Raw genomic sequence first — 20,271 nt, forward strand, 5'->3', positions numbered from 1 at the left:
AACTAGTTTTTTTGTTTAATTATCTTTCATAATTTGGTGCATTCTTAGTAATTTGGACGTCATGAGGATGAGACTCACGTAATCCAGCATTAGTAATTTTAACAAATTGAGCATTTTCACGCAGATCGTTTATTGTAGCAGCGCCTACATAACCCATACCTGAACGCAGTCCACCTATAATTTGGAAGACAATATCAGAAACATCGCCTTTGTATTCTACTCGAGCTTCAACACCTTCAGGCACTAATTTATTAGCCTCATTAACACCACCTTGGAAATAGCGGTCAGAAGAACCATGCGCTTGTGCCATTGCACCAACCGAGCCCATACCACGATAGGTCTTATATTTACGACCATTGCTCTCAAAAATTTCTCCGGGAGCTTCGGTAGTGCCTGAAAGCATACTACCTAACATAACTGCATTGCCACCAGCAGCTAATGCTTTAACAATATCACCTGAATACTTCATGCCGCCATCAGCAATAATTGGTTTATCGTATTCCCGTGCAGCTGTAGCCGCGTCATAGATGGCAGTAATCTGCGGTACGCCAACACCGGCTACTACGCGGGTTGTGCAGATAGACCCGGGGCCAATACCCACTTTCACGATATCCACACCAGCATCAAAAAGTGCTCTGGTAGCATCGCCTGTGGCAACATTACCGGCAATTAACGTAATATTGGGAAAATGATCGCGAATCTCTTTAATTTTGCGCAAGACTCCAGCGGAATGACCATGGGCAGTATCGATTACGATCGCATCTGCACCTTTTTCAAGGAGCGCTTCGGCTCTTTCGAAGGTATCGCTAGTAACACCAATGGCTGCCGCTACTAGTAGTCTATTGTCGTCATCAACTGCAGCTTTAGTAATGTTAGCGGGAACAACAACGTTTTTTACATTGGCAACTTCACTAGCTTGGGCACTAATCGACATATTTTTGTGAATAACGCCCAGACCACCTTGTAGTGCAATGGCAATAGCCATTGCACCCTCGGTGACAGTATCCATGCCGGCACTTATCAGAGGGATGTTAAGCTTAAGATTTGGTGCCAATTGTGTGTGTAAATTAACTTCATTTGGCAAAACGTGACTTTCTGCCGGAATTAATAACACATCATCAAAAGTTAAACCCTCTTTAACAAATTTGGTTGTCCAATTTGACATTTAATGCACACTCCTTTTTGAAAAATAATAGATAAATTGATTACACTTTACTAGTGATTTAGTTCCGGGTCAAGTCGAAAATCGTTTTTTTTCAAAAAAAGCTTCAAAAAAATTTGTAATTTAATACGAACGATTAATTATTTATTAAAAATTATGTATGTGATTAATTAGAGATAAAAATATTTAAGCTTTAAAATATAGGGCTAATATTTGTAAGTAAAAAATAAAGTTCGGCTATTATAACTAGGTAAGAAAATACAGGGATAATTCACTTAAAGTAAAACTTATACTTAGAAAGAAAATAGCTAATACTTACCGCGAAATAAAAATAAGTAAAAAGAGCGCATAGTAATTACTTGGAAAAAACATTAAATATAATTTAAAAATAACGGAAGACATGGTAAAATTTACCTAGTGTTGCTGATTTAAAATCTTTTTTAAAAGTTTAAATTAATGACATTTCCTAATTAAGTATTATGATTTATGTTCAAACAAAAGCAATTTTATTGAAAAAATTCTTGAAATTGCTTTTTTGTGCTAACTATTTATCCATAAAGAGGTAAATCATGGGTAAGAATGCAATTGAAGTACATAATCTTTCCAAAGAATATGTTATTAATAGCAGGGGAGAAAACTGGGCAGCAGTGGCCAAGAATATTTTTAAGCCACAAAAGTCTGTAGTTAAAGCCGTACAGTCGCTCAATTTTGAAATCAAGAGTGGAGAAAAAGTGGGCTTTATTGGCAAAAATGGTGCTGGGAAAACTACGACGATTAAGATGCTAACTGGTACCTTGTTTCCTTCATCTGGTTACTGTAAAGTGAACGGCTATAATCCGGTTGAAAGGACTAACGATTTTAAAAAATCAATTTCAGTGGTAATGGGCAACAGATCACAACTTTTTCCAGATCTAACCCCGCGGGATTATTTAGAGTTGCTCCAGACCATGTACGACATTCCTGAAAGTGTTTTTGCGAAAACCGTCGCCAACTTAGCGCGTATTCTCAATGTTACTGAAAAACTAGATCTGCAGACTAGGAAATTATCTTTAGGTGAACGCATGAAAATTGAATTTTTAGCAGGGGTAGCCACTAGGCCTAAAGTGCTTTTCCTAGATGAGCCAACAATCGGTTTAGACGTCATAGCCAAAAGGGATATTCGCAAGTTTTTAGTATCATTAAACAAGGAGGAAAACCTAACGGTTTTTCTAACCTCTCATGACATGGAAGATATTGCCAGTATTTGTGATCATTTGATTATTGTTGACCGCGGGAAAATAATCTGGGACGGTCAAAAACAGGAGCTATTAAATAAATTTAGTAATAATAAATATATTAGCTTTATAAAATCTGAGTCTTTTAATGAAACTAATATCAAAGCTAAAATAATTGATCAAGATGATGTCACAATTACAATTAAAGTTCCTGCACAAAAAGTTGATCATGTGATAGCACAATTAGCTCAAAACAACCAAGGCACAGATTATCAAATAAACGATCTCAAACTGGAAGATATTATCTTGGAATTGTTTGCTGAGGAAAATTAAAATGCTAAAAACATATTTATCTATCAGCAAAATTTCTCTGAAGTCGATCTTGGCTAATAAAAGCAGTGTGGTGATTTTGCTTTTGCAAGCACTTGTGCCTAGTCTAGTCATGTTTTATTTATGGTCTCTAATTTTAGATCAGGGACAAACAATTGGCGGCTTTAGCAAAAATCAGATTGTGATCTACTATATAGGTGTCAATTTTATTAATTCTTTTGTATGGTACGCAGTAGATTGGGAACTAAATGATGATATTCATTCAGGAGAACTGTCTAATATCATTCATCGACCCATAGCAATTGAAAAATATTACTTCGCTAAAATGCTTGGTGACCGACTGGCAAATTTGCTTTTACTTTTGCCAATTCTTGTAATTGGTTTCTTGTACATTCTGTTAAATAATTTGTTGCATGTTTCGCTAATGGTTTTGGTCGAATTTGCTGTTAGCATAGTATTATCTGCAATTTTGTGGTTTTTATTTTCATATATCGTTGGCAGTGTGGCTTATTGGTTTGATAATCTCTTTTTTGTTTTACTTGTGAAAGAGGTAGTGGTGAACCTGCTTGCTGGTTTTTACTTTCCGCTGGAAATTTTACCGTCCTTTTTAGTAAAAATAACTAAGTGTTTGCCATTTCAGTATTTTAGCTCTTTTCCAATTGATACTCTGGTCAAAGGCATTTCCTTAGCAAATTGGGGTAAAAATACCTTGGTAGAGCTAATTTGGGCAGCTGTATTTTATCTGATGGTGCAAATAGTTAATAAGAAGGGGCTTCAGAGATATTCTGATGTAATGGGTTAAACGATGAGAAATAAACTTAAGTTAATCAGGTCTTTGGTAAAAATTGCTCTTTTGGAAACAGTGAGTTTCAGATTAGACACACTCTTTGGTATTATTTCATCAGTCCTGTGGTTAGGTATTCCCATTGCATTTTTTAAGGTGATTTATTTAAGCGTTGACACAATTGGCGGCTGGACATACAAAGAATGTTTATTGCTCGTTGGTGTTTACACTATGCTTGATGGCTTTTTAATGGCTTTCTTGGTTAAATCCATGCCCAAAATGGAAAATGATATTAGGGAGGGAACACTTGATTCCGTCCTGTTAAAACCAATCAATACTAAATTATATTATTTCTTTAGTGCTATTGAGTTTACGCAGCTGGTAAACTCATTCTTAGGCTTAGTCGTAATTATTTATGCTTGTCAAAATATCAAGATCACATTAGTGCAATTACTTTGTTTTATATTTTCATGTATCTGTGGGTGCATTCTTTACTATTCATTATGGTATTTATGGACTATTTCGGCTTTTTGGTTTCCTACTAATTTTGGCAGGAACGATTTGTTTTTAAGCATGATCCAAATGAGCAGATATCCAGCCAGTATTTACCGCGGAGTAGGCAATATTATTTTTAATTTTATTCTTCCTTTTGGCCTGGTAGCTTGTCCTGCAACAATAATTTTGTTGCAGGCTCAAGATTGGCAACTTTTGTTATTACAATTACTAATGGCGGTTATCTTTATTTTTTTGGATCACTTTGTCTGGAATTTGGGCTTGAAAAAATATAATGGTGCTGGCAGATAGACCACGTAGTTATTTTTTTATTTGCTAAAAGCTTGCGTAGCGGCAGGTAATTTCTTTAAAATGGTCTATTAGTTTTAATAAAAAGGTTTGGGGATTAAATATAAAATGAAAGATGAAGTACTCTCAATTAATTTAGCAAGTGCAACGGTAAAACAAGCACAATATAACTTAGATCGGCATGGACTTTCGGTACCTGCTTTTTTGCAATTAATGCTGTCATTAGCTGCGGAAGACAATATAAAGCTGGAACATGTATTAAATGAAGAAAAAGATTTGGCAAAATGGTTGCAGAGCCTCAATGCTGATTAGATAGTTTTTTCTTCACTGACAAAAGCCAGTGCTTTTTTTGAGCATTAATGTTTACAATTGTAAATTAACCATCTATACTAATTATAGTTTACAGATGTAGACACTAACTTAAAGAAGAAAAAAGGAGAAATTATCATGGATAAAATCATTACTTTAGCTTTAGGACTTGCACTCATTGCTTTTATTGCATGGTGGTTCTTCGGCAAACATGATGTGGCGGCAGCAAATGCGCAAGTTAATGCCAATCAACAAAGTGTTGACATTGAAGTCAAGGGTGGATATTCACCTGAAAGAGTTGTTTTAAAAAAGGGCGTTCCGGCTACTTTGAATTTTAAGAGAACAGACTCCTCCAATTGTCTGGATCATGTTGTCTTTTCTGATTTTGGTATTAATCAAAAGCTGCCTCAAGGTAAAGTAGAACAAATTAAAATAGATACTTCCAAGCCGGGTGAATATGACTGGGAATGCAGTATGAATATGTTTCATGGCAAAGTGATTGTTAAATAAGCGTAGGTAAAGAAATGAAGATAACAACACGCTTTTGGACGTCACTGATACTTTCATTGCCAATGCTTCTGGAAATGATCATTCACCCGTTTACAGGTTGGATGCTGCCAGGCGGCAAATGGACCATGCTGATTTTTACTACAATTATTATGCTCATTTCTGCAGGGCCGTTTGTTTCCAGTGCATGGTCGGCTTTTAAGAAACATCATTCTAATATGGATACACTGGTAGCCTTAGGAACTTCAATTACCTATGTTTATAGTATTTATGCGATGTTTACGGGCAAACCAGTTTTCTTTGAAAGTGCTGCTTTTGTAATTACCTTTGTTTTACTCGGCCAGGTCTTAGAAGAAAAAATGCGTGCTACAGCTTCAGATGCAATGGGCAAACTATTAAACTTGGGTGCTAAGGATGCCTTGGTTAAGCGTGGCAATGAATTTGTCAGTATTCCAATAACTAAAGTTGTTAAGGGCGACTTGATACAAGTTATGCCTGGACAAAAAGTTCCCGTGGACGGCAAGATAGTTTCGGGAAATTCAAATATTGATGAGTCAATGGTTACCGGTGAAAGTTTACCAGTTAAAAAAGCCCAGGGCGATCAGGTAATTGGTGCGACGATTAATCAAACTGGATCTTTCGTGATGGAAGCACAAAAGGTGGGCAATGATACTATGTTGGCCCAAATTATTGATATTGTGAAAAAGGCGCAAAATAGTCATGCACCAATTCAAAAGTTGACTGATAAAGTTGCAAATATCTTTGTTCCTACCGTCTTAATTATTGCTATCGTGACTTTTTTGGTTTGGTTTATTGTTCTAGGCAAAAATGTCGCTACTGCTTTAGTTTTTGCGGTAGCAGTGATGGTGATTGCCTGTCCTTGTGCCTTAGGTTTGGCTACACCCACCGCCTTAATGGTGGGTACGGGTCGTGGTGCTAAAATGGGCATTTTAATCAAAAACGGAGAAATTTTAGAAGCTGCAAATAATATAGATACCATTGTTTTTGATAAAACCGGTACTATTACTAAGGGAAAGCCCCAAGTAACAGATATTGTAGGTGATCAAAAAAGCGTTTTACAATTTGCTGCTAGTTTGGAAAAACTTTCTGAGCACCCTCTTGCACCCGCCATTTTAGCTGCTGCGAAAAAAGAAGATATTACCCTGAAACCAGTAGCAAACTTTACTGTAGTTGAAGGGCAGGGCGTAAGTGGCACTGTTTCTGGCAGTAAAATTTTAGTTGGGAGTCCAAAAAATCAGAGTGAAATTGAGCTTTCTGCGGAGTTTAAGACCAACATTATGAAATTGCAAAATGAAGCAAAGACTGTAATTGCGGTTGCTCAAGATGAAAGAGTAATTGGCTTAATTGCAATTCAAGATGCTCCCAAAGAAAATGCTAAACAGGCAATAAGTGACTTGCACCAATTAGGGTTGAAAACCGTAATGCTGACAGGTGATAATCAGCAAGTAGCTGATGCAATAGCTGGGCAAGTTGGTATTGATCAAGTAATAGCTGAAGTTTTACCGGTTGATAAAGCAGATGCTATTAAAAAACTGCAGAAAAAGCATCATGTGGCTTTTGTGGGTGATGGCATCAATGATGCCCCGGCTTTGACCCAAGCAGATGTTGGTATTGCCATGGGTTCCGGTACCGATGTCGCCATCGATGCAGGTGGTATTGTGCTAATTAAAAACGATCTTGAAGACGTTGTGCGGGCTTTGAAGCTTAGCCGTAAGACTTTTAACAGGATAAAGTTAAATCTGTTTTGGGCTTTCATTTATAACGTTTTAGGTATACCGGTTGCAGCTGGTGTGTTTGCTGGCGTTGGTCTTACTCTTAGTCCAGAAATAGCTGGCCTGGCTATGGCATTTAGTTCACTATCAGTTGTAATTAGTTCAGTTTTATTAGGCAAAGCCAAAATATAGGATGTTAAAAACAAAAAGGGCGGTTGAAAAATATTCAACCGCTCTTTTTTACTGTGTAAGCCTTAATAATGATGTTTTCCTTTAGCTAAAACAGGCTTGATTTGAAAAATATAAGCTAAAATGCCAATTATAAGCCAAATAAAGGTAATAAATACACTATAAGTTAGGTTAGCATCACCCGTTTTGATATAAGTAACTTGTTCTGAAAAGGGGAATAAAAAAGAAATTGCTTTTAACCAATCAGGATAAGCTGAAATTACAACTAGCACTCCTGAGACTAATTCGGCTATACTACTGATAATATTCTCTAAAAAATAGGGATCATTCATTTGCCAGGAAATAGCCCAAGATACAAAACCTAAAGCGCAGCCATAAAGACATAAAAGCGGCAGCATGAGTAAAGCTCGTCCAATAATGACTAAAGGCGCACCTACTAAGTACAAGAGAAAAAGGTTAATCAGTGCTAAAGTGCTTCCTATAATAAGGGCAACAATGCACTTAGTAAGCCAATATCTGAAACTGAAAGGTTTTTTGGCAATTAATTCAAAGTCAATTCTTAAATTAGCATCGTTAATCACAGCTGAACAAAATGTTTCAAGAGTAAGTACAGCTGCAGATATTGCAATTGAACTAATAGCAACTCCCCAATTAAATTGATTAGAATATTGCATATTAATTAATACTAACAGGGCCAAACTAATCATTGGTGTGATGAAAAAGTAAGTCAGCTTTGTCCGCCAATTATTCAGAAATGAAAGGCCCGAGAACTGTGTAGCAAACATTAGATAATTTTCAGAGCTCCTTTCCTTCTTACCAGGTCATTAATTTTTCTGACAATAACCACAATTAATACAATCCAAAGAAGTAAACTGCAGAAATAAGAAGACCAGTTGAGACTTTTATTATGGGATAAAGCAGCAATTGGTGCCGTGATTGGAATAAACCACTGTGATACGTTGGTTAATGGCCCTAAAACGGTATCATTGCCGAATAATCCTGCTAATAATAATATGGGGGTTCCAATTAAGCTCTCATAGACCATTGCATTTGGTGACAGAGTTAGAAAAGATGAAATTAAGATGCCCATTACTGCACAACCGACCCACATTAGCAAAATTAATAAAATAATGTAAAGAGAAACTGTACCAGTAGCTGCTCCTAAAATTTTTGCCAGAATAAATGCAATCGGAAACGAAAACAGGCCATAGCTGGATGCAGGCAAAAGCAAGGTAATTAACGAAGCTCTTTCATCATACTGGCTGTTTAATAAATATGGCAGCGTTCCTTTGTAACGTTCAAAACTGATGCAACCGGCAACGGTTGTACAAGAAGTCCACATTCCAAAAATACCGCTTTGGAGCCATATTTGTGTATTATCCAAATTATGTGTAGCATACGCCATAATATATTGCATTAAAAAAATAGAAGTAGTACTTGTAATCGTCAACCAGACAAAATATTGATCTGAAAGATAATCTTTAACATGAAAGAGGAAAAGACGAATAAAACGCATTTTTATTTCCTCCTTAATTTAGGCGCTAAAGCTAAGTAGGCTTCTTCTAAATTTTTAGGTTTTTGGTTTATTTCTTTTTCAGCTAAGCCAAAAACAGTATTAATGGTGCCGGTGAAAAATACTTTTCCTGCACCTAAAATGACTACCCGTTTAGCCAATTTTTCAACTTCGGACATAGTATGACTGGTTAATAAAATACTAATACCCGAGTCAGACAGACTTTTAATTGTATTCTGCACACTCTGTGCAATTTCAACATCAAGACCACTTGTGGGTTCATCCAAGAGCAATAGATTAGGATTATTGAGCAAAGAGCGCGCTATATGCAGTCTTTGCGTCATTCCTTTAGAAAATTCTCCCACTTTTTTATTGGCAACATTTAGAAGGTCAACAATTGACAGAACACGTTCAATTTCTTTATTCTGCTTGCGGAAGGGTACCTTAGCCAAGTCCGCAAAAAATTGTAAATTTTGCTTGGCTGTAGCGTTACGGTAAAAACCTAAATCACCACCAAAAGAAACGCCAATGTTTGGTCTCTTTCGTGCAGTGGTAATATCTTGACCATTCAAAATCACACGGCCGGAAGTAGGGATTAAATAACCGCCAATGATTGAGACAATAGTAGTTTTTCCAGCACCATTAGGGCCTAAAAGCGCCAGTATTTCTCCTTGGTCAATTGTAAAAGAAACATCATCTAAAGCTTGAAATTCCTGCTTTTTATCCTTATAGGTTTCTTTTAAATGTTTAACTTGTAAAATATTATTCAATTTTTTCTCCAAAATTAATTTGTAGTAACTTTATCATTTAAAAAGGAAGGATGATAAATATTTCGTATACAGGTTAATTTGAAGATCTTTTCATGAACATTAAATCTAATAAAACAATTATAGCATAATTTTAGTTTAATTTAATATTTTTATAAAGAAATAAAAATAATGCTCTTTGTCAAAAGAGCATTACAATTTAATCCACTGACTTTAAAGCTTCCAGCATGTCCAAATTCTTAAGTTTTCTATTCACGATAAAGCCTAAAACAATAGTAATTGTCCCGATAACTCCCAGTGGCCAAAGAAAACTAGACGTTGATAATGCTGGATTAAACATGACATTATCAGGTGGAACAACATAAAGAATATAGCGATAGAGCAAATCACCAGTCAAATAGCCTACCAAAATACCAATTACTGTTAACAAAATGGTTTCACGGTAGATATACATGGTAACTTCATTATCGTAGAAACCTAAAACTTTAATAGTTGAAAGTTCACGTATTCTTTCAGCAATGTTGATATTAGTTAAATTATATTGGATAACAATTGCTAGCAGACCTGCAACCACTATTAAAACAACCATAATCAAGTTTAAAGATTGCACTACAACGTCTAATTCTTGGCTAACTGCTGTATTTTGGACAACTCCTGCCACGCCGTTTAGTGCCATAAATTGTGCGGCCATTTTTCTCGTGTTCTTGCGACTCGAATTCTTTAAATTAACCAGATAGGCATTAGATTTGAAATTACGTTTAAAGACTCGCTGGTATTCTGTTTTGTTCATGAAAACAAAATGCCCCATATACATCTCTGTGATACCAGCTACTTTCATTTTTCTAACGTGGTTATCTTTATCTGTGATTGAGATATAGCCGCCTTCACTCACATTAAGCAGGGTAGAAAGGCGTTCAGAAATGATTACGCCGTTATTACTTAAATGAAGGGTCTGTTTTGTTTTACGGTTATTTAAATGAACATAATCCTTTAAGACTTTACTGGAAGAAGGAGCAATTAACGTGATATCTTGAGTGTCACCGGTTTTACCAGCAGTTTTAGACAAGGATTCATAATAAATAGGGGTTTCCGACTTAATGCTGCCAGCTTGTAATTTCTTACTTAAACTTTTTTCTTGCTGATCGGAAATGCCAGGTTTTTCTGCCACAATCATGTTGTAGTGAATAAGATCATTGAATTGCCTGTTATTCATATTAGTGATCGAATTTTTAACTGCAAATCCGGCAAATAGCATTGTAGCGGCACCACAAACGCCAAAAATTGTCATTAACATGCGCTTCTTATACCTAAAAATATTACGCGCAGTAACCTTATGGGTAAAACTAAGATGGTTCCAAATAAAAGAAATTTTTTCCAGTAGAATTGTAGAACCGGCTGCTGGCGGCTTTGGCAATAGCAGTGCAGCTGGTTTTTCCCTAAATTCATTCTTAGCAGTCAAGTAAGCAGGCAAAACTGAACTGATCCAGGATAACAAAAGAGCGATTATACTAATTTGCCAATGAAAGTGTAATTCGATTGGCGGTATCGTGATAGATTTGTAATAGGCATGATAAACAATCTGGGGCATCAAAGTATGACCTAAATAAACGCCTAAAATAGTACCGATTGTGCCGGAAATAAAGCCATAGGCAATAAATTTATTGATGATGACATAATCGTCATAGCCCAATGCTTTCATTGTACCGGAGTTAATTCTTTCCTCATCAATAAAACGGTTCATGGTGGTAAAGGTAACAAGAGCAGCAACAAAGTAGAGAAAAATCGGGAACACTTTAGCCAGATCTTCTACTACTTGTGCAACAGTTGTGTAGACTAGATTTCCTTCACCACCCGGAACCTCACGCCTGTTATATACGCTGTAGTTTGGTAGCTCTAGCTTTTTTAACTTACTCTTTATCTTATTGATCTTATTTTTGCCAGCTTTTATTTTCTCAGTGGCAACGGCCGATTGATGGGAAAATTGCCTTTTTTCTTGCTGCAGCTTTTGTTCGCCTGCAGCAATTTCCTGTTGAGCTCGTTCAAGCTGCATTCTGGCAGTGGCTGGTAAATTTGTACCTGCGTTTTTTGCCTGTGCTATTTGCGTATTTAGTTTAGCCTTCTGAGTTGCTAATTGTTTTTCAGCCGCATTAATTTGTTGATTTGCCACTTTTATTTTTTGCTCGGCACGTTGGATTTTCTTTTCCTGAGGAGCTAATTTTTCTTGCGCAGAATTTAAAATTCTTTGTTTTCTTTGATGAGCACTATTTTTAAGAGCGTTTTGCAAAACTTTTTTATGTTTTTTGACTTTACTGGTGTAAGTTTTACCGTATGAATCAAGTCCACGTAAATCTTTATATCTTAAATTGGCAGTAGTATAAACTGTCTGGTCAAATGCCTTGGGGCTAACTACAGCGTATCCTTTAAGTTCACCTGTACCACTATTACTTTGGCCTAAATTAACGTTGGATAAAATTTGGCTTGAGCGCACGAAACCAGTGATCTTAAAACTTTTACGTTTTAGTAATGTGGTCCCTAAAATATTTTTCTTTTCAGTGAAACTAATTTTTTGCCCAATTTTGTAGCGGGAAGAATAGTGATCGGCCAAAGCAATTTCATTTTGCTTGGCAGGTAAATGACCTTGACGCACTTCATATTTACCTACTAATTTTGGCTTTGAAAAAATGCGAAAACTTTCATGGCTATGTTTGATAACCGTATCTGTCATATAGCCAAATTCAACGTCTTGCAGACCCTTAGTTTGCTTAATTTTTTGAGTATCCTTGTGATCCAGACCATAGTTGCAAATAACAGTTAAGTCAGCGGTATTTAATTTTTGCGCATAGTGATTCCCAGTGTCACGCATGTCGGGACCAGTGACCATCAAGCCCACTAGGGCAAATGCACCAATCATCATTAAGCCCATAATTGATATGAATTGTCCCTTAGTATGTTTAATTGACCGCCAAAAATCTTTTAAAATTACGTTATTCATGATCAACCTTTTCTACCATTTTATATTAGCGACATCTTCTGGATGCTGGTTTGTGTCAATCTGGGTAACTTGACCGTCATGAAAATGGATCACACGATTAGCTAGGGGAGCCAAAGCACTGTTGTGCGTAACTATTACGACTGTTGTTTTATTGTTGTGGCTCATGTTAATGATGGTCTGTAAAACGCTCTTACCAGTCTGATAATCAAGGGCTCCGGTTGGTTCATCACAAAGCAAAATTTTAGGATTCTTCGCAATTGCACGAGCAATCGCTACTCTTTGCTGCTCGCCACCGGAAAGTTCAGCTGGGAAATTATTAATCCGGTTTTTAAGACCAACATCAATCAGTGTTTTTACAGGATCAAGTGCGTCAGGAACTATTTCTGATGCTAGTTCAACATTTTCTCTTGCCGTCAAATTTTGAATAAGATTATAAAATTGAAACACAAAACCAATATCGCTGCGCCGATAACCAGTTAGTTCACGTTTATTATATTTAGCAATATTTTTACCATCAATTATTACATCACCAGAGGTATTGGTATCCATTCCGCCTAGGATATTTAAAATAGTAGATTTTCCCGCACCGGAGGCACCTAAAATGATGGCTAATTCACCTTTTTCAACAGTAAAACTTACATCGTTGTTGGCTAATATTTCAGTATCACCAGTTTGATAACGTTTATAGTTGTGTCGTACATCAATATAACTCATGAAAACAGGTCCTTATTAAATCTTTTTCTTCTATATAGTTATTTTAGTCTAGGTAGCTTTCTAATACTTGCAAAACGCCCATATCATTATTAGAAGGTGCTTCGTATTTAGCAATTTTTTTAAGTTCCTCATGACCATTTTTCATAGCATAACTAAATCCTGCCAGTTCAATCATTTCACGATCATTAAGCCCATCCCCAAAAGCAATTAATTCAGAAGGCTTAACATTGAAATATCGCAAAAAATATTTAATGCCTTGCCCTTTATTAACTCTGCTGGGCATTACATCAATATTATTAAAACCACTGGTTGTACAGTGAATTCTTTCAGCATTTGTTTGGTTAAACTTTCTTTCCAGCTCGCGAGCAAGTTCCGCCGAACATTCAAGAGTTAGTTTGGTCAAGCTATCGCTGGTAGGAATATCTACCAAGTTGCCAATTTCATCCACATCGGGATAAAAATAATGCATAGAATTTTTAAAATAACGTGGAGCTTTCTTACTGATATATGATTTGTTCAGACCACTTGCAGCAATCCGAATTTGCGGATAATTATTTTGTATAAAACTAATAAGCTTTATGCCAGTTTTATAAGTAAAAACATGCCGTACAATAATTTTATTATCTTTGGTCAAAATTGAACCGTTATCAGCCACTATGTCAATCCGATCCAAAAAATCATAAAAATCCTGCCGTAAACGCGATAGGGGTCTGCCACTTGAAACAATAAAATGAACGTGGTTTTGTCGTAATTTAGTTAGGACTTTTTCGAATCTTTGATGATCAAAATTTTTTTCATCATTTTCAAAGGTACCATCCATATCAACAGCTACTGCTTTAAAAGGAATATTATTCATTGAACTCTCCTTAACTTATTTTTCTATTACTATTATATAGTAGAAACTTTAATATTTTAACTGGTCCACTTGAATTAACGACCAGTATTTTTATTTTTAGAAGCTGAAGAAAAACCTGCGAAATCGAAATGATTTCGCAGGCTGATAAACTACAATATTTATTTATTAATTTGTACAGGCTTTTTTCTACCGACAAGCCAGCATAAGAGAATTGCCAAAACTGTTTCTAAGACAATCAAAGCAATATTCATTCCGATTTTAACTTGTCCTAAGCTGATCGCTGCATTATTGAATAAAGAATTCTTTTCGCCCAAGTAGAGATCAAATATGATTGAACCAATTATGAGGACAAACATTACGCTCCATTGTCTACGACTAAACGCAATGCCATATTCTTCTTCACGGCGTCTGATACTTGGCAAAATTACTCCCAGACCAATTAAGACAATAATAGCAATGATATTGATGATTAATTCATACCACCAATAACCACTGAATTTTTTAATATCTTGTGGTGCAATACCTAAAATAGTGGCTGCGGCAGTAACTATTAATAAGAACAGACCAGCTAAATATGCCAATTTGTCATTCTTGATAAAGACATAATCAGAAGTAAATTTGGCGGAGTTCTTTCTAATTTGCATGAAAGAGAAGAAGATCCAGCAAGTAACTCCCGGTGAAATAATACCATTCAGGTTTAACAGCCAATTGAAGATATCATTCATATCTGGTAAAAAGATTCCTAAAAGCATAATGAAAGCTGAAAGAGAAACGGTTAAAACGTAGCCGTTAATCGGCAGACCGTTTTTGTCTTTTTTCTGTAAGAATTTAGGCATGTACTTGTCGCCAGTATCTGAAATTAACATTCTGGTCATTGCGTCAAGTAATACGGCTAACAATGCGGCGTTATAAAAGACAGAAGTCCACGCCCAAACATAAAGTAAAGTTTTGCCCATACCATATTGGTGTCCTACCATGTCAAAAACGTAATAGGCGCCATTCATCTTTAAGTCGTTTGGAATGTGATAACTATTAAAATAAATTCCCAGTGCAAATGAACCAAAAACTGTCAGAAAAATAGTCATGATTGCTAAGGCAACCATTGCTTTAGGAAAATCAGATTTTGGTTTTTTCATTTTCGTAACGTAAGGAGCTACCAGCTCACAACCATTTAAAGCATAAATAAGCATTGCAATGGTAGTCCAGTAATGCATATCAAACTTGGGAATCAGTGTGCGCCAAGTGAATGGCTGCGTTGCCATATGTCCACCAGACTTTGCTAAACCGACGAAAGCCAAGAAAACAAACATTAAGGTCATGATCAACATTAAGCCACCGCCAATAGTTGACAATACTTCCATTGAATGTGAAAAGTAATGCTCGATGATGATAAAAATGATGAACATGGCAAATGTCATTAAAGCAAATTTAGTGTTAGAAATTTGACTCTGAAACTTTTCAGAACCCGTTAAAGCCCAGCCAATATCAACTATAATTTCGTTAGCTGAATCAACAGCATAAGGAATAGAGGCAGCCCAGTAAGTCCAGGCTGTAAAGTAGCCCAAAAATTCCCCGTTGGTTCCACGAACCCAAGATGAAAGACCTCCGCCTTCGCTGTTAAAAACTGAACCAAGTTGGCCTACCATTAATGAATAGGGAATGACATAGAATAAACACATGATAACCCATGAGGTAACAACCGGCATTCCTTGGTTTTGAAAGTTGTACATGATATCGTCTAAGCCAATCACAGTACAAAAGGCCATGAGTGTTAATATTGGCCAAGAAATATATTTTTTATTTGAATTTATTTCCTCCACTAAAGTTCTCTCCTTTGAAAATTAACTAATGTTTTTATTTTACTAATTAAATAAAAAGTTGACTAGTAGCAAAGTAAACTATTTTAAAGAAAACGAATTCAGAAAAATTTTAAAAATTTGTTGGGGATGATTGCTAGTATTGAAATTTATAGCTTCATGCGGTAAGATAATATCGTTAATACGCTATCAAAAGAAAGAAGGATTCTTAAATGTCAGGACATTCAAAATGGCATAATATTCAAGGCCGCAAGAATGCGCAAGACGCAAAGAGGGGTAAAATTTTCCAAAAATTATCTCGTGAAATTTATATGGCTGCAAAGAATGGTGGTCCTGACCCTTCCGGAAATCCTAATTTGCGTATGGTAATGGATAAGGCCCATGCAAATAACATGCCTAAATCTAATATTGATCGTGCCATTAAAAAGGCTGAAGGAAATTCAGACGAGCATTATGATGAAATTACTTATGAAGGCTATGCTCCAGGCGGTGTAGCAATATTTGTTGAAGCATTAACCGATAACAAAAATCGAACTGCTTCCGCAGTCAGAGTTGCATTTACTCGTAATGGTGGCTCATTAGGCGCAACTGGTTCTGTTGCCTATATGTTTAATCGTCGTGGTTATATCGTGATAGATCGTTCTACCACTGATGCTGATGAAGACCAGATGTTGCTTGATGTAATGGATGCAGGTGGCGATGACTTGCAAACAAGCGATGATGCATACGAAATTTACACCGATCCCAAACAATTTGCAAAAGTACGTGATGCGCTTGAAAAGGACGGATATAAGCTGGCTAATGCAGAGTTAACTATGATTCCTGCAAATACAACACCTGTGCCAGATGATAAAAAAGAACAATTTGATCATTTGGTAGATGCTCTCGAAGATGATGAAGATGTTCAAAATGTATATACAGCGGCAGCTGAGGAAGATTAAGTAAAATCTTATTTGATTAGTTCTCTAGAATTGATTATTCAATTCTGGAGAATTTTTTTACTTAATTTTTGGAAGTTTTTGTTTTTTCCGCACGATCTTCTTCCATAATAAAGCGGAGCATGTTGACATATTTTTCAGGAACATGTTGACCTTCATATAATAACTGGGCATTTTTATCAGCTATATCTAGGCAATCTTTTTTATTACTGCTTTCTTCTTGACCTAATAAATAATCAGTAGAAACATGCAATTGTCGAGCTACTTTGGTCAAAGATTGCGTGGAGGGTTTGATAGTTTTCCACCTATAAATACTATTTTCACCAATTTGGGCTTTTCTAGCAAGTTCTTTAATAGACATGCCATGTTTTTTAGCGGTATCAAAAATACGCGAATATACATTCATTCAAATTCTTCCTTAAAAAAAGTATCACAAATGATTGCTTTCATTCTTGACCGCTATCAAATATGGTAATATAATAAAACCATCCACATAGTGGTCGGCACGATTTTTATCATCGTGTTAACTAATTTAGCAGTCTGCGTTCAACATCGACTACTTTTTTATATACCTATATAGTATCACTTGTGGTAGTAGAAAAAGCAATATTAAATATTGCAATAAAAAAGAACGGGAGGTCAGTAGTAGCCTAAATAAGATATGTTAAATTAAAATGTTCATATTTAATAATATCTGGGCCAAATAAAAAATTTTTAATAGTTTTTACTTCTTTGTTAATGATATATACAAAGAGACAAAATAGCAATAAAAAATGTTTTATTGCAATGTATTGATTAGCAATCACAACTAATGAATTTTTACATATTCTTTTTACCTAGCATATAATTTTTGAATTGTAACAATTCTACTAGTTGGCTTAGGCTGTAATCAAGTTTATTTGATTACAACTTAGATTGCTAATCAATATTTTATCAAAAAATATTATATATGTATTTATTATAGCTAAAATTAATCAGTCTCTTTTTATAATACTTATAACAGTAGATAATAAGGTGAAAATTTGAGAATAAAAAGACATTAAGATGTTATTTTTAGTTAAAACTAATAATAAAAAATAGACTTTTAAAGATTAATAAAAAATTTGCTATGAGGATGAATTAAAAATTGGGAATAACTTTATTTCACTCTTGATAATGCTTAAATAATGCTTTTAATAAAAAATTATATGCGAAATGTAGTACCTAATATTATTATGCGAAATTGATAATTGAGACTGCAAAAATAGACTTGAACCTGACAGAGTTTCTTTCCTTAACTAAGTAAAAGCTAATAGTAATTTTAATTTGAGAATAAAAATTTATTACTTTTTGGCTTAATTATGCTTACCTCTAAAATTATTAAATAGAAAAGGGAGTGATGCCAATAAGTTCCAACCTTAAATATCAACTCATTATCTGTGAAGATCTAATTTTATTATTCTTAGTGTTTATTCATATAATAAAAAATTTTTCTATCTAAATAAGTATGTTTTTAAAATCGCAGTAAGAATCGGTATTTAATGGATAAAAGCAACACGAAAGTGTTGCTTTTTGTATGAAATAAAAAATAGAAATTGAGCTGCTGAATATATAATTATTTGTGTTAGCCCCAAAAACATTTTAATTTTAGAAAAATCTTTTGTTTTTTTTGCGTAATTATCAGTGTCAGCAAAAAGAAGGGGGCATTTATGAGGATTAAAGACGCTGTCAATAATTTAATTGAGGAAGCAATAACTAAGCATGCAAGTGATATTTTCTTTTTATTGCGCGAAAATAATTTACTAGTCAATTTACGCACAATAAAAGGCATAACAAAGCAGACCCAATATGCAGTAAATGAAGGAAAGGAATTAATCAATTTTTTAAAGTTCGCGGCGCAAATGGATATTGCTGAACATCGTAGACCACAAGTAGGTGCTTTTGAGTATGAATTTCAAGCTAAGACTTACTTTCTTCGCTTATCAAGTATTGGGGACTTTAACGACTGCGAGTCCTTAGTTATTAGAATTATCTATCAAATTGATAAGGGTAAGTACTTTTTTAACAGCCAGATTGACCAGTTGAAAGCTTTAACTGAAAAAAGGGGACTGCTAATTACCAGTGGTCCGACAGGATCAGGTAAAACTACAACAATGTATAACTTGGCCAAAATAGCTGGTCAAAATAAAGTAGTAATGACAATTGAAGATCCGGTGGAAATTCATGAAGCAAGCTTTATCCAAACTCAAGTGAACTTAACTGCGGATATTACTTACTCTGGACTACTCGAAGCAGCATTAAGGCATAGACCTGATATTTTGATTATAGGGGAAATTAGGAATGCTATCACGGCAAGATTAGCTGTTGATGCTGCATTAAGCGGTCATCTTGTTTTAGCTACGGTTCATGCTAAGAGTACTTTGCAAACCATTTCAAGACTTGAAAGTTTAAATATCAGCACTGCAGATCTGTTTAACTGTCTGACGGCCGTTAGTTATCAACGGCTTTTACCGACCACCGATGGCTTTTCCTGCTTAATGGATATTGCTAGTGGTCCAGAACTTCAAGCAGACATCAATATGGCTAAGCGGGGCAATTACGTCAATTGGCACCAGAATTTAACCCAACTGCAAAAGAGAGGAAAAATTAGTGCGCAAGTATGTAACCAATATCAGGAAGGATAAGTTAAATAATAAAGAACGGTTAGAATTTCTGGAATATCTTCAAAACAGTTTGGCAAACGGTTTTTCACTAAATGCCAGCCTGGAAATGATGCCGATAATATGGCCAAAACGCAAAAATTTATTTGAGCAGTTGAATAAGCAGATTCAAGCAGGTAAAAAGTTAAGTACCGAAATGTTAAATTTGGGCTTTTCCAAAACAATTGCGACACAGATTGAATTATCTCTAGAACAGGGAAATTTGATTGATTGCTTGACACAAATTGCAACGTTAAATCGTTTGAAAAATGAGCAAGTTAAGAAATTAAAATCTGAAATGACTTATCCATTTGTTTTAGTAATGATGATGATTTTTCTGTTGCTATTTATGCAAACTTTTGTATCTAATCAATTTGCCGAAACAGACGAGCATACAGGGGACATCATGCTTTTATTATTACTAGTATTATGCATGATTATACTTTATTTTATGAGTAAAATAATGCTTTTATTAAAAAGACAGGATTATAGTGCTTTAGTTAAGCTTTCGCACTTTCTTCTTGTTGGTCCTCTAATCAAAATATACGTGAAATATATTTTGATTTATGACGTAGGACTACTATTGGCTAGTGGCTTTTCTCTGCAAAAAATCTGTGATTATGCTGTTTCACAACTTGAGGGTTCTTTGCAACATCATGTTGGATTAAAAGTAAGTAAACAGCTGGCTAAAGGGATGAGTCCAAATGAGATCATTAAAAAAGAGCCATTTTTACCTAATGAACTAATTTTGTTAATAGAAGCAGGTTCAACGAAAGAGGATTTAAGCAAAAGATTTTTGTTGTTAGGTAAGGCGCTTTTTAATGATTTAGCACAAAAAATTGAGAAGTTGATTGTTAACGTGCAACCAGTTTGTTTCATTTTGATTGGCTTATGTATTATTGGCATGTATTTAAAACTATTACTACCAATTTATGCCATGATGCAATCAATTTAAGATATTGAATTA

The 20,271-nt window shown here is 35.1% G+C and carries 18 protein-coding genes; 9 read left to right on the forward strand and 9 right to left on the reverse strand.

All coding sequences use genetic code 11. From position 1 onward, the window contains the following. Window positions 1-19: 19 nt before the first annotated feature. Complete coding sequence (gene guaB, locus DLD54_RS03400; RefSeq protein WP_109918226.1) at window positions 20-1,165, reverse strand: IMP dehydrogenase; 1,146 nt, start codon at window positions 1,163-1,165, stop codon at window positions 20-22. A 566-nt stretch (window positions 1,166-1,731) separates the two neighbouring features. Between guaB and DLD54_RS03405 the strand changes: the two genes are divergently transcribed. The 6 genes from DLD54_RS03405 to DLD54_RS03430 all read left to right on the forward strand — a co-directional run bounded on the left by DLD54_RS03405 (window position 1,732) and on the right by DLD54_RS03430 (window position 7,032). Then, complete coding sequence (locus DLD54_RS03405) at window positions 1,732-2,709, forward strand: ABC transporter ATP-binding protein (RefSeq protein WP_109918227.1); 978 nt, start codon at window positions 1,732-1,734, stop codon at window positions 2,707-2,709. A gap of 1 nt (window position 2,710) precedes the next feature. Further along, window positions 2,711-3,508: an ABC transporter permease gene (locus DLD54_RS03410; RefSeq protein WP_109918228.1), complete on the forward strand. Its 798-nt coding sequence runs from the start codon at window positions 2,711-2,713 to the stop codon at window positions 3,506-3,508. Between the two features lie 3 nt (window positions 3,509-3,511). Beyond that, complete coding sequence (locus tag DLD54_RS03415; RefSeq protein WP_109918229.1) at window positions 3,512-4,294, forward strand: ABC transporter permease; 783 nt, start codon at window positions 3,512-3,514, stop codon at window positions 4,292-4,294. Window positions 4,295-4,399: 105 nt separating this feature from the next. Further along, the gene (locus tag DLD54_RS03420) at window positions 4,400-4,603 is read left to right on the forward strand and encodes a hypothetical protein (RefSeq protein ID WP_038522038.1); all 204 of its coding nucleotides are present in this window, start codon (window positions 4,400-4,402) and stop codon (window positions 4,601-4,603) included. 135 nt (window positions 4,604-4,738) lie between these two features. Beyond that, window positions 4,739-5,110, forward strand: a complete 372-nt coding sequence (locus DLD54_RS03425; protein ID WP_109918230.1) for a cupredoxin domain-containing protein — start codon at window positions 4,739-4,741, stop codon at window positions 5,108-5,110. 14 nt (window positions 5,111-5,124) lie between these two features. Next, window positions 5,125-7,032 carry a copper-translocating P-type ATPase gene (locus tag DLD54_RS03430; RefSeq protein WP_109918231.1) on the forward strand — a complete coding sequence of 636 codons (1,908 nt, stop codon included), beginning with the start codon at window positions 5,125-5,127 and terminating at the stop codon, window positions 7,030-7,032. Window positions 7,033-7,094: 62 nt separating this feature from the next. On the opposite strand, the gene DLD54_RS03435 is transcribed toward DLD54_RS03430, so the two are convergent. From DLD54_RS03435 to DLD54_RS03465, 7 genes are all read right to left on the reverse strand, one after another. Continuing rightward, a complete protein-coding gene (locus DLD54_RS03435) occupies window positions 7,095-7,814 on the reverse strand; it encodes an antibiotic transporter permease (RefSeq protein ID WP_109918232.1) in 720 nt (239 codons plus the stop codon). Further along, window positions 7,814-8,545 (reverse strand): multidrug ABC transporter permease, encoded by a 732-nt coding sequence (locus DLD54_RS03440; protein ID WP_038522051.1) that lies wholly within the window; start codon window positions 8,543-8,545, stop codon window positions 7,814-7,816. The genes DLD54_RS03435 and DLD54_RS03440 overlap by 1 nt, the downstream gene beginning before the upstream one ends. Window positions 8,546-8,547: 2 nt before the next feature. Further along, on the reverse strand, window positions 8,548-9,312 hold the full coding sequence (locus tag DLD54_RS03445; protein WP_109918233.1) for an ABC transporter ATP-binding protein: 765 nt from the start codon (window positions 9,310-9,312) through the stop codon (window positions 8,548-8,550). A 196-nt stretch (window positions 9,313-9,508) separates the two neighbouring features. Beyond that, window positions 9,509-12,301: an FtsX-like permease family protein gene (locus DLD54_RS03450; protein WP_109918234.1), complete on the reverse strand. Its 2,793-nt coding sequence runs from the start codon at window positions 12,299-12,301 to the stop codon at window positions 9,509-9,511. Between the two features lie 12 nt (window positions 12,302-12,313). Next, entirely contained in the window at window positions 12,314-13,015 is a 702-nt protein-coding gene (locus tag DLD54_RS03455) for an ABC transporter ATP-binding protein (RefSeq protein WP_038522059.1), read from the reverse strand. A gap of 43 nt (window positions 13,016-13,058) precedes the next feature. Then, window positions 13,059-13,871 (reverse strand): Cof-type HAD-IIB family hydrolase, encoded by an 813-nt coding sequence (locus DLD54_RS03460; RefSeq protein ID WP_038522062.1) that lies wholly within the window; start codon window positions 13,869-13,871, stop codon window positions 13,059-13,061. A 158-nt stretch (window positions 13,872-14,029) separates the two neighbouring features. After that, complete coding sequence (locus tag DLD54_RS03465; protein ID WP_370448311.1) at window positions 14,030-15,637, reverse strand: APC family permease; 1,608 nt, start codon at window positions 15,635-15,637, stop codon at window positions 14,030-14,032. Between the two features lie 263 nt (window positions 15,638-15,900). Between DLD54_RS03465 and DLD54_RS03470 the strand changes: the two genes are divergently transcribed. After that, the gene (locus DLD54_RS03470) at window positions 15,901-16,629 is read left to right on the forward strand and encodes a YebC/PmpR family DNA-binding transcriptional regulator (protein WP_109918236.1); all 729 of its coding nucleotides are present in this window, start codon (window positions 15,901-15,903) and stop codon (window positions 16,627-16,629) included. 61 nt (window positions 16,630-16,690) lie between these two features. Here DLD54_RS03470 and DLD54_RS03475 read toward each other — a convergent pair whose 3' ends face one another. Then, window positions 16,691-17,032 (reverse strand): helix-turn-helix domain-containing protein, encoded by a 342-nt coding sequence (locus DLD54_RS03475; RefSeq protein ID WP_109918237.1) that lies wholly within the window; start codon window positions 17,030-17,032, stop codon window positions 16,691-16,693. A gap of 1,282 nt (window positions 17,033-18,314) precedes the next feature. Between DLD54_RS03475 and comGA the strand changes: the two genes are divergently transcribed. Next, window positions 18,315-19,289 (forward strand): competence type IV pilus ATPase ComGA, encoded by a 975-nt coding sequence (comGA, locus tag DLD54_RS03480; RefSeq protein ID WP_109918238.1) that lies wholly within the window; start codon window positions 18,315-18,317, stop codon window positions 19,287-19,289. Further along, window positions 19,255-20,259, forward strand: coding sequence for a type II secretion system F family protein (locus DLD54_RS03485; protein WP_109918239.1), 1,005 nt, complete (start codon window positions 19,255-19,257; stop codon window positions 20,257-20,259). The genes comGA and DLD54_RS03485 overlap by 35 nt, the downstream gene beginning before the upstream one ends. Window positions 20,260-20,271: the final 12 nt, after the last annotated feature.

This window comes from Lactobacillus helsingborgensis (genome assembly GCF_003173695.1).
Taxonomy (GTDB): domain Bacteria; phylum Bacillota; class Bacilli; order Lactobacillales; family Lactobacillaceae; genus Lactobacillus; species Lactobacillus helsingborgensis.

Coding starts and splice junctions, on each gene's coding strand:
- guaB (WP_109918226.1), bottom strand. CDS start 1,165: ATGTCAAATTGGACAACCAAATTTGTTAAAGAGGGTTTAACTTTTGAT.
- DLD54_RS03405 (WP_109918227.1), top strand. CDS start 1,732: ATGGGTAAGAATGCAATTGAAGTACATAATCTTTCCAAAGAATATGTT.
- DLD54_RS03410 (WP_109918228.1), top strand. CDS start 2,711: ATGCTAAAAACATATTTATCTATCAGCAAAATTTCTCTGAAGTCGATC.
- DLD54_RS03415 (WP_109918229.1), top strand. CDS start 3,512: ATGAGAAATAAACTTAAGTTAATCAGGTCTTTGGTAAAAATTGCTCTT.
- DLD54_RS03420 (WP_038522038.1), top strand. CDS start 4,400: ATGAAAGATGAAGTACTCTCAATTAATTTAGCAAGTGCAACGGTAAAA.
- DLD54_RS03425 (WP_109918230.1), top strand. CDS start 4,739: ATGGATAAAATCATTACTTTAGCTTTAGGACTTGCACTCATTGCTTTT.
- DLD54_RS03430 (WP_109918231.1), top strand. CDS start 5,125: ATGAAGATAACAACACGCTTTTGGACGTCACTGATACTTTCATTGCCA.
- DLD54_RS03435 (WP_109918232.1), bottom strand. CDS start 7,814: ATGTTTGCTACACAGTTCTCGGGCCTTTCATTTCTGAATAATTGGCGG.
- DLD54_RS03440 (WP_038522051.1), bottom strand. CDS start 8,545: ATGCGTTTTATTCGTCTTTTCCTCTTTCATGTTAAAGATTATCTTTCA.
- DLD54_RS03450 (WP_109918234.1), bottom strand. CDS start 12,301: ATGAATAACGTAATTTTAAAAGATTTTTGGCGGTCAATTAAACATACT.
- DLD54_RS03455 (WP_038522059.1), bottom strand. CDS start 13,015: ATGAGTTATATTGATGTACGACACAACTATAAACGTTATCAAACTGGT.
- DLD54_RS03460 (WP_038522062.1), bottom strand. CDS start 13,871: ATGAATAATATTCCTTTTAAAGCAGTAGCTGTTGATATGGATGGTACC.
- DLD54_RS03465 (WP_370448311.1), bottom strand. CDS start 15,637: ATGGCCTTTTGTACTGTGATTGGCTTAGACGATATCATGTACAACTTT.
- DLD54_RS03470 (WP_109918236.1), top strand. CDS start 15,901: ATGTCAGGACATTCAAAATGGCATAATATTCAAGGCCGCAAGAATGCG.
- DLD54_RS03475 (WP_109918237.1), bottom strand. CDS start 17,032: ATGAATGTATATTCGCGTATTTTTGATACCGCTAAAAAACATGGCATG.
- comGA (WP_109918238.1), top strand. CDS start 18,315: ATGAGGATTAAAGACGCTGTCAATAATTTAATTGAGGAAGCAATAACT.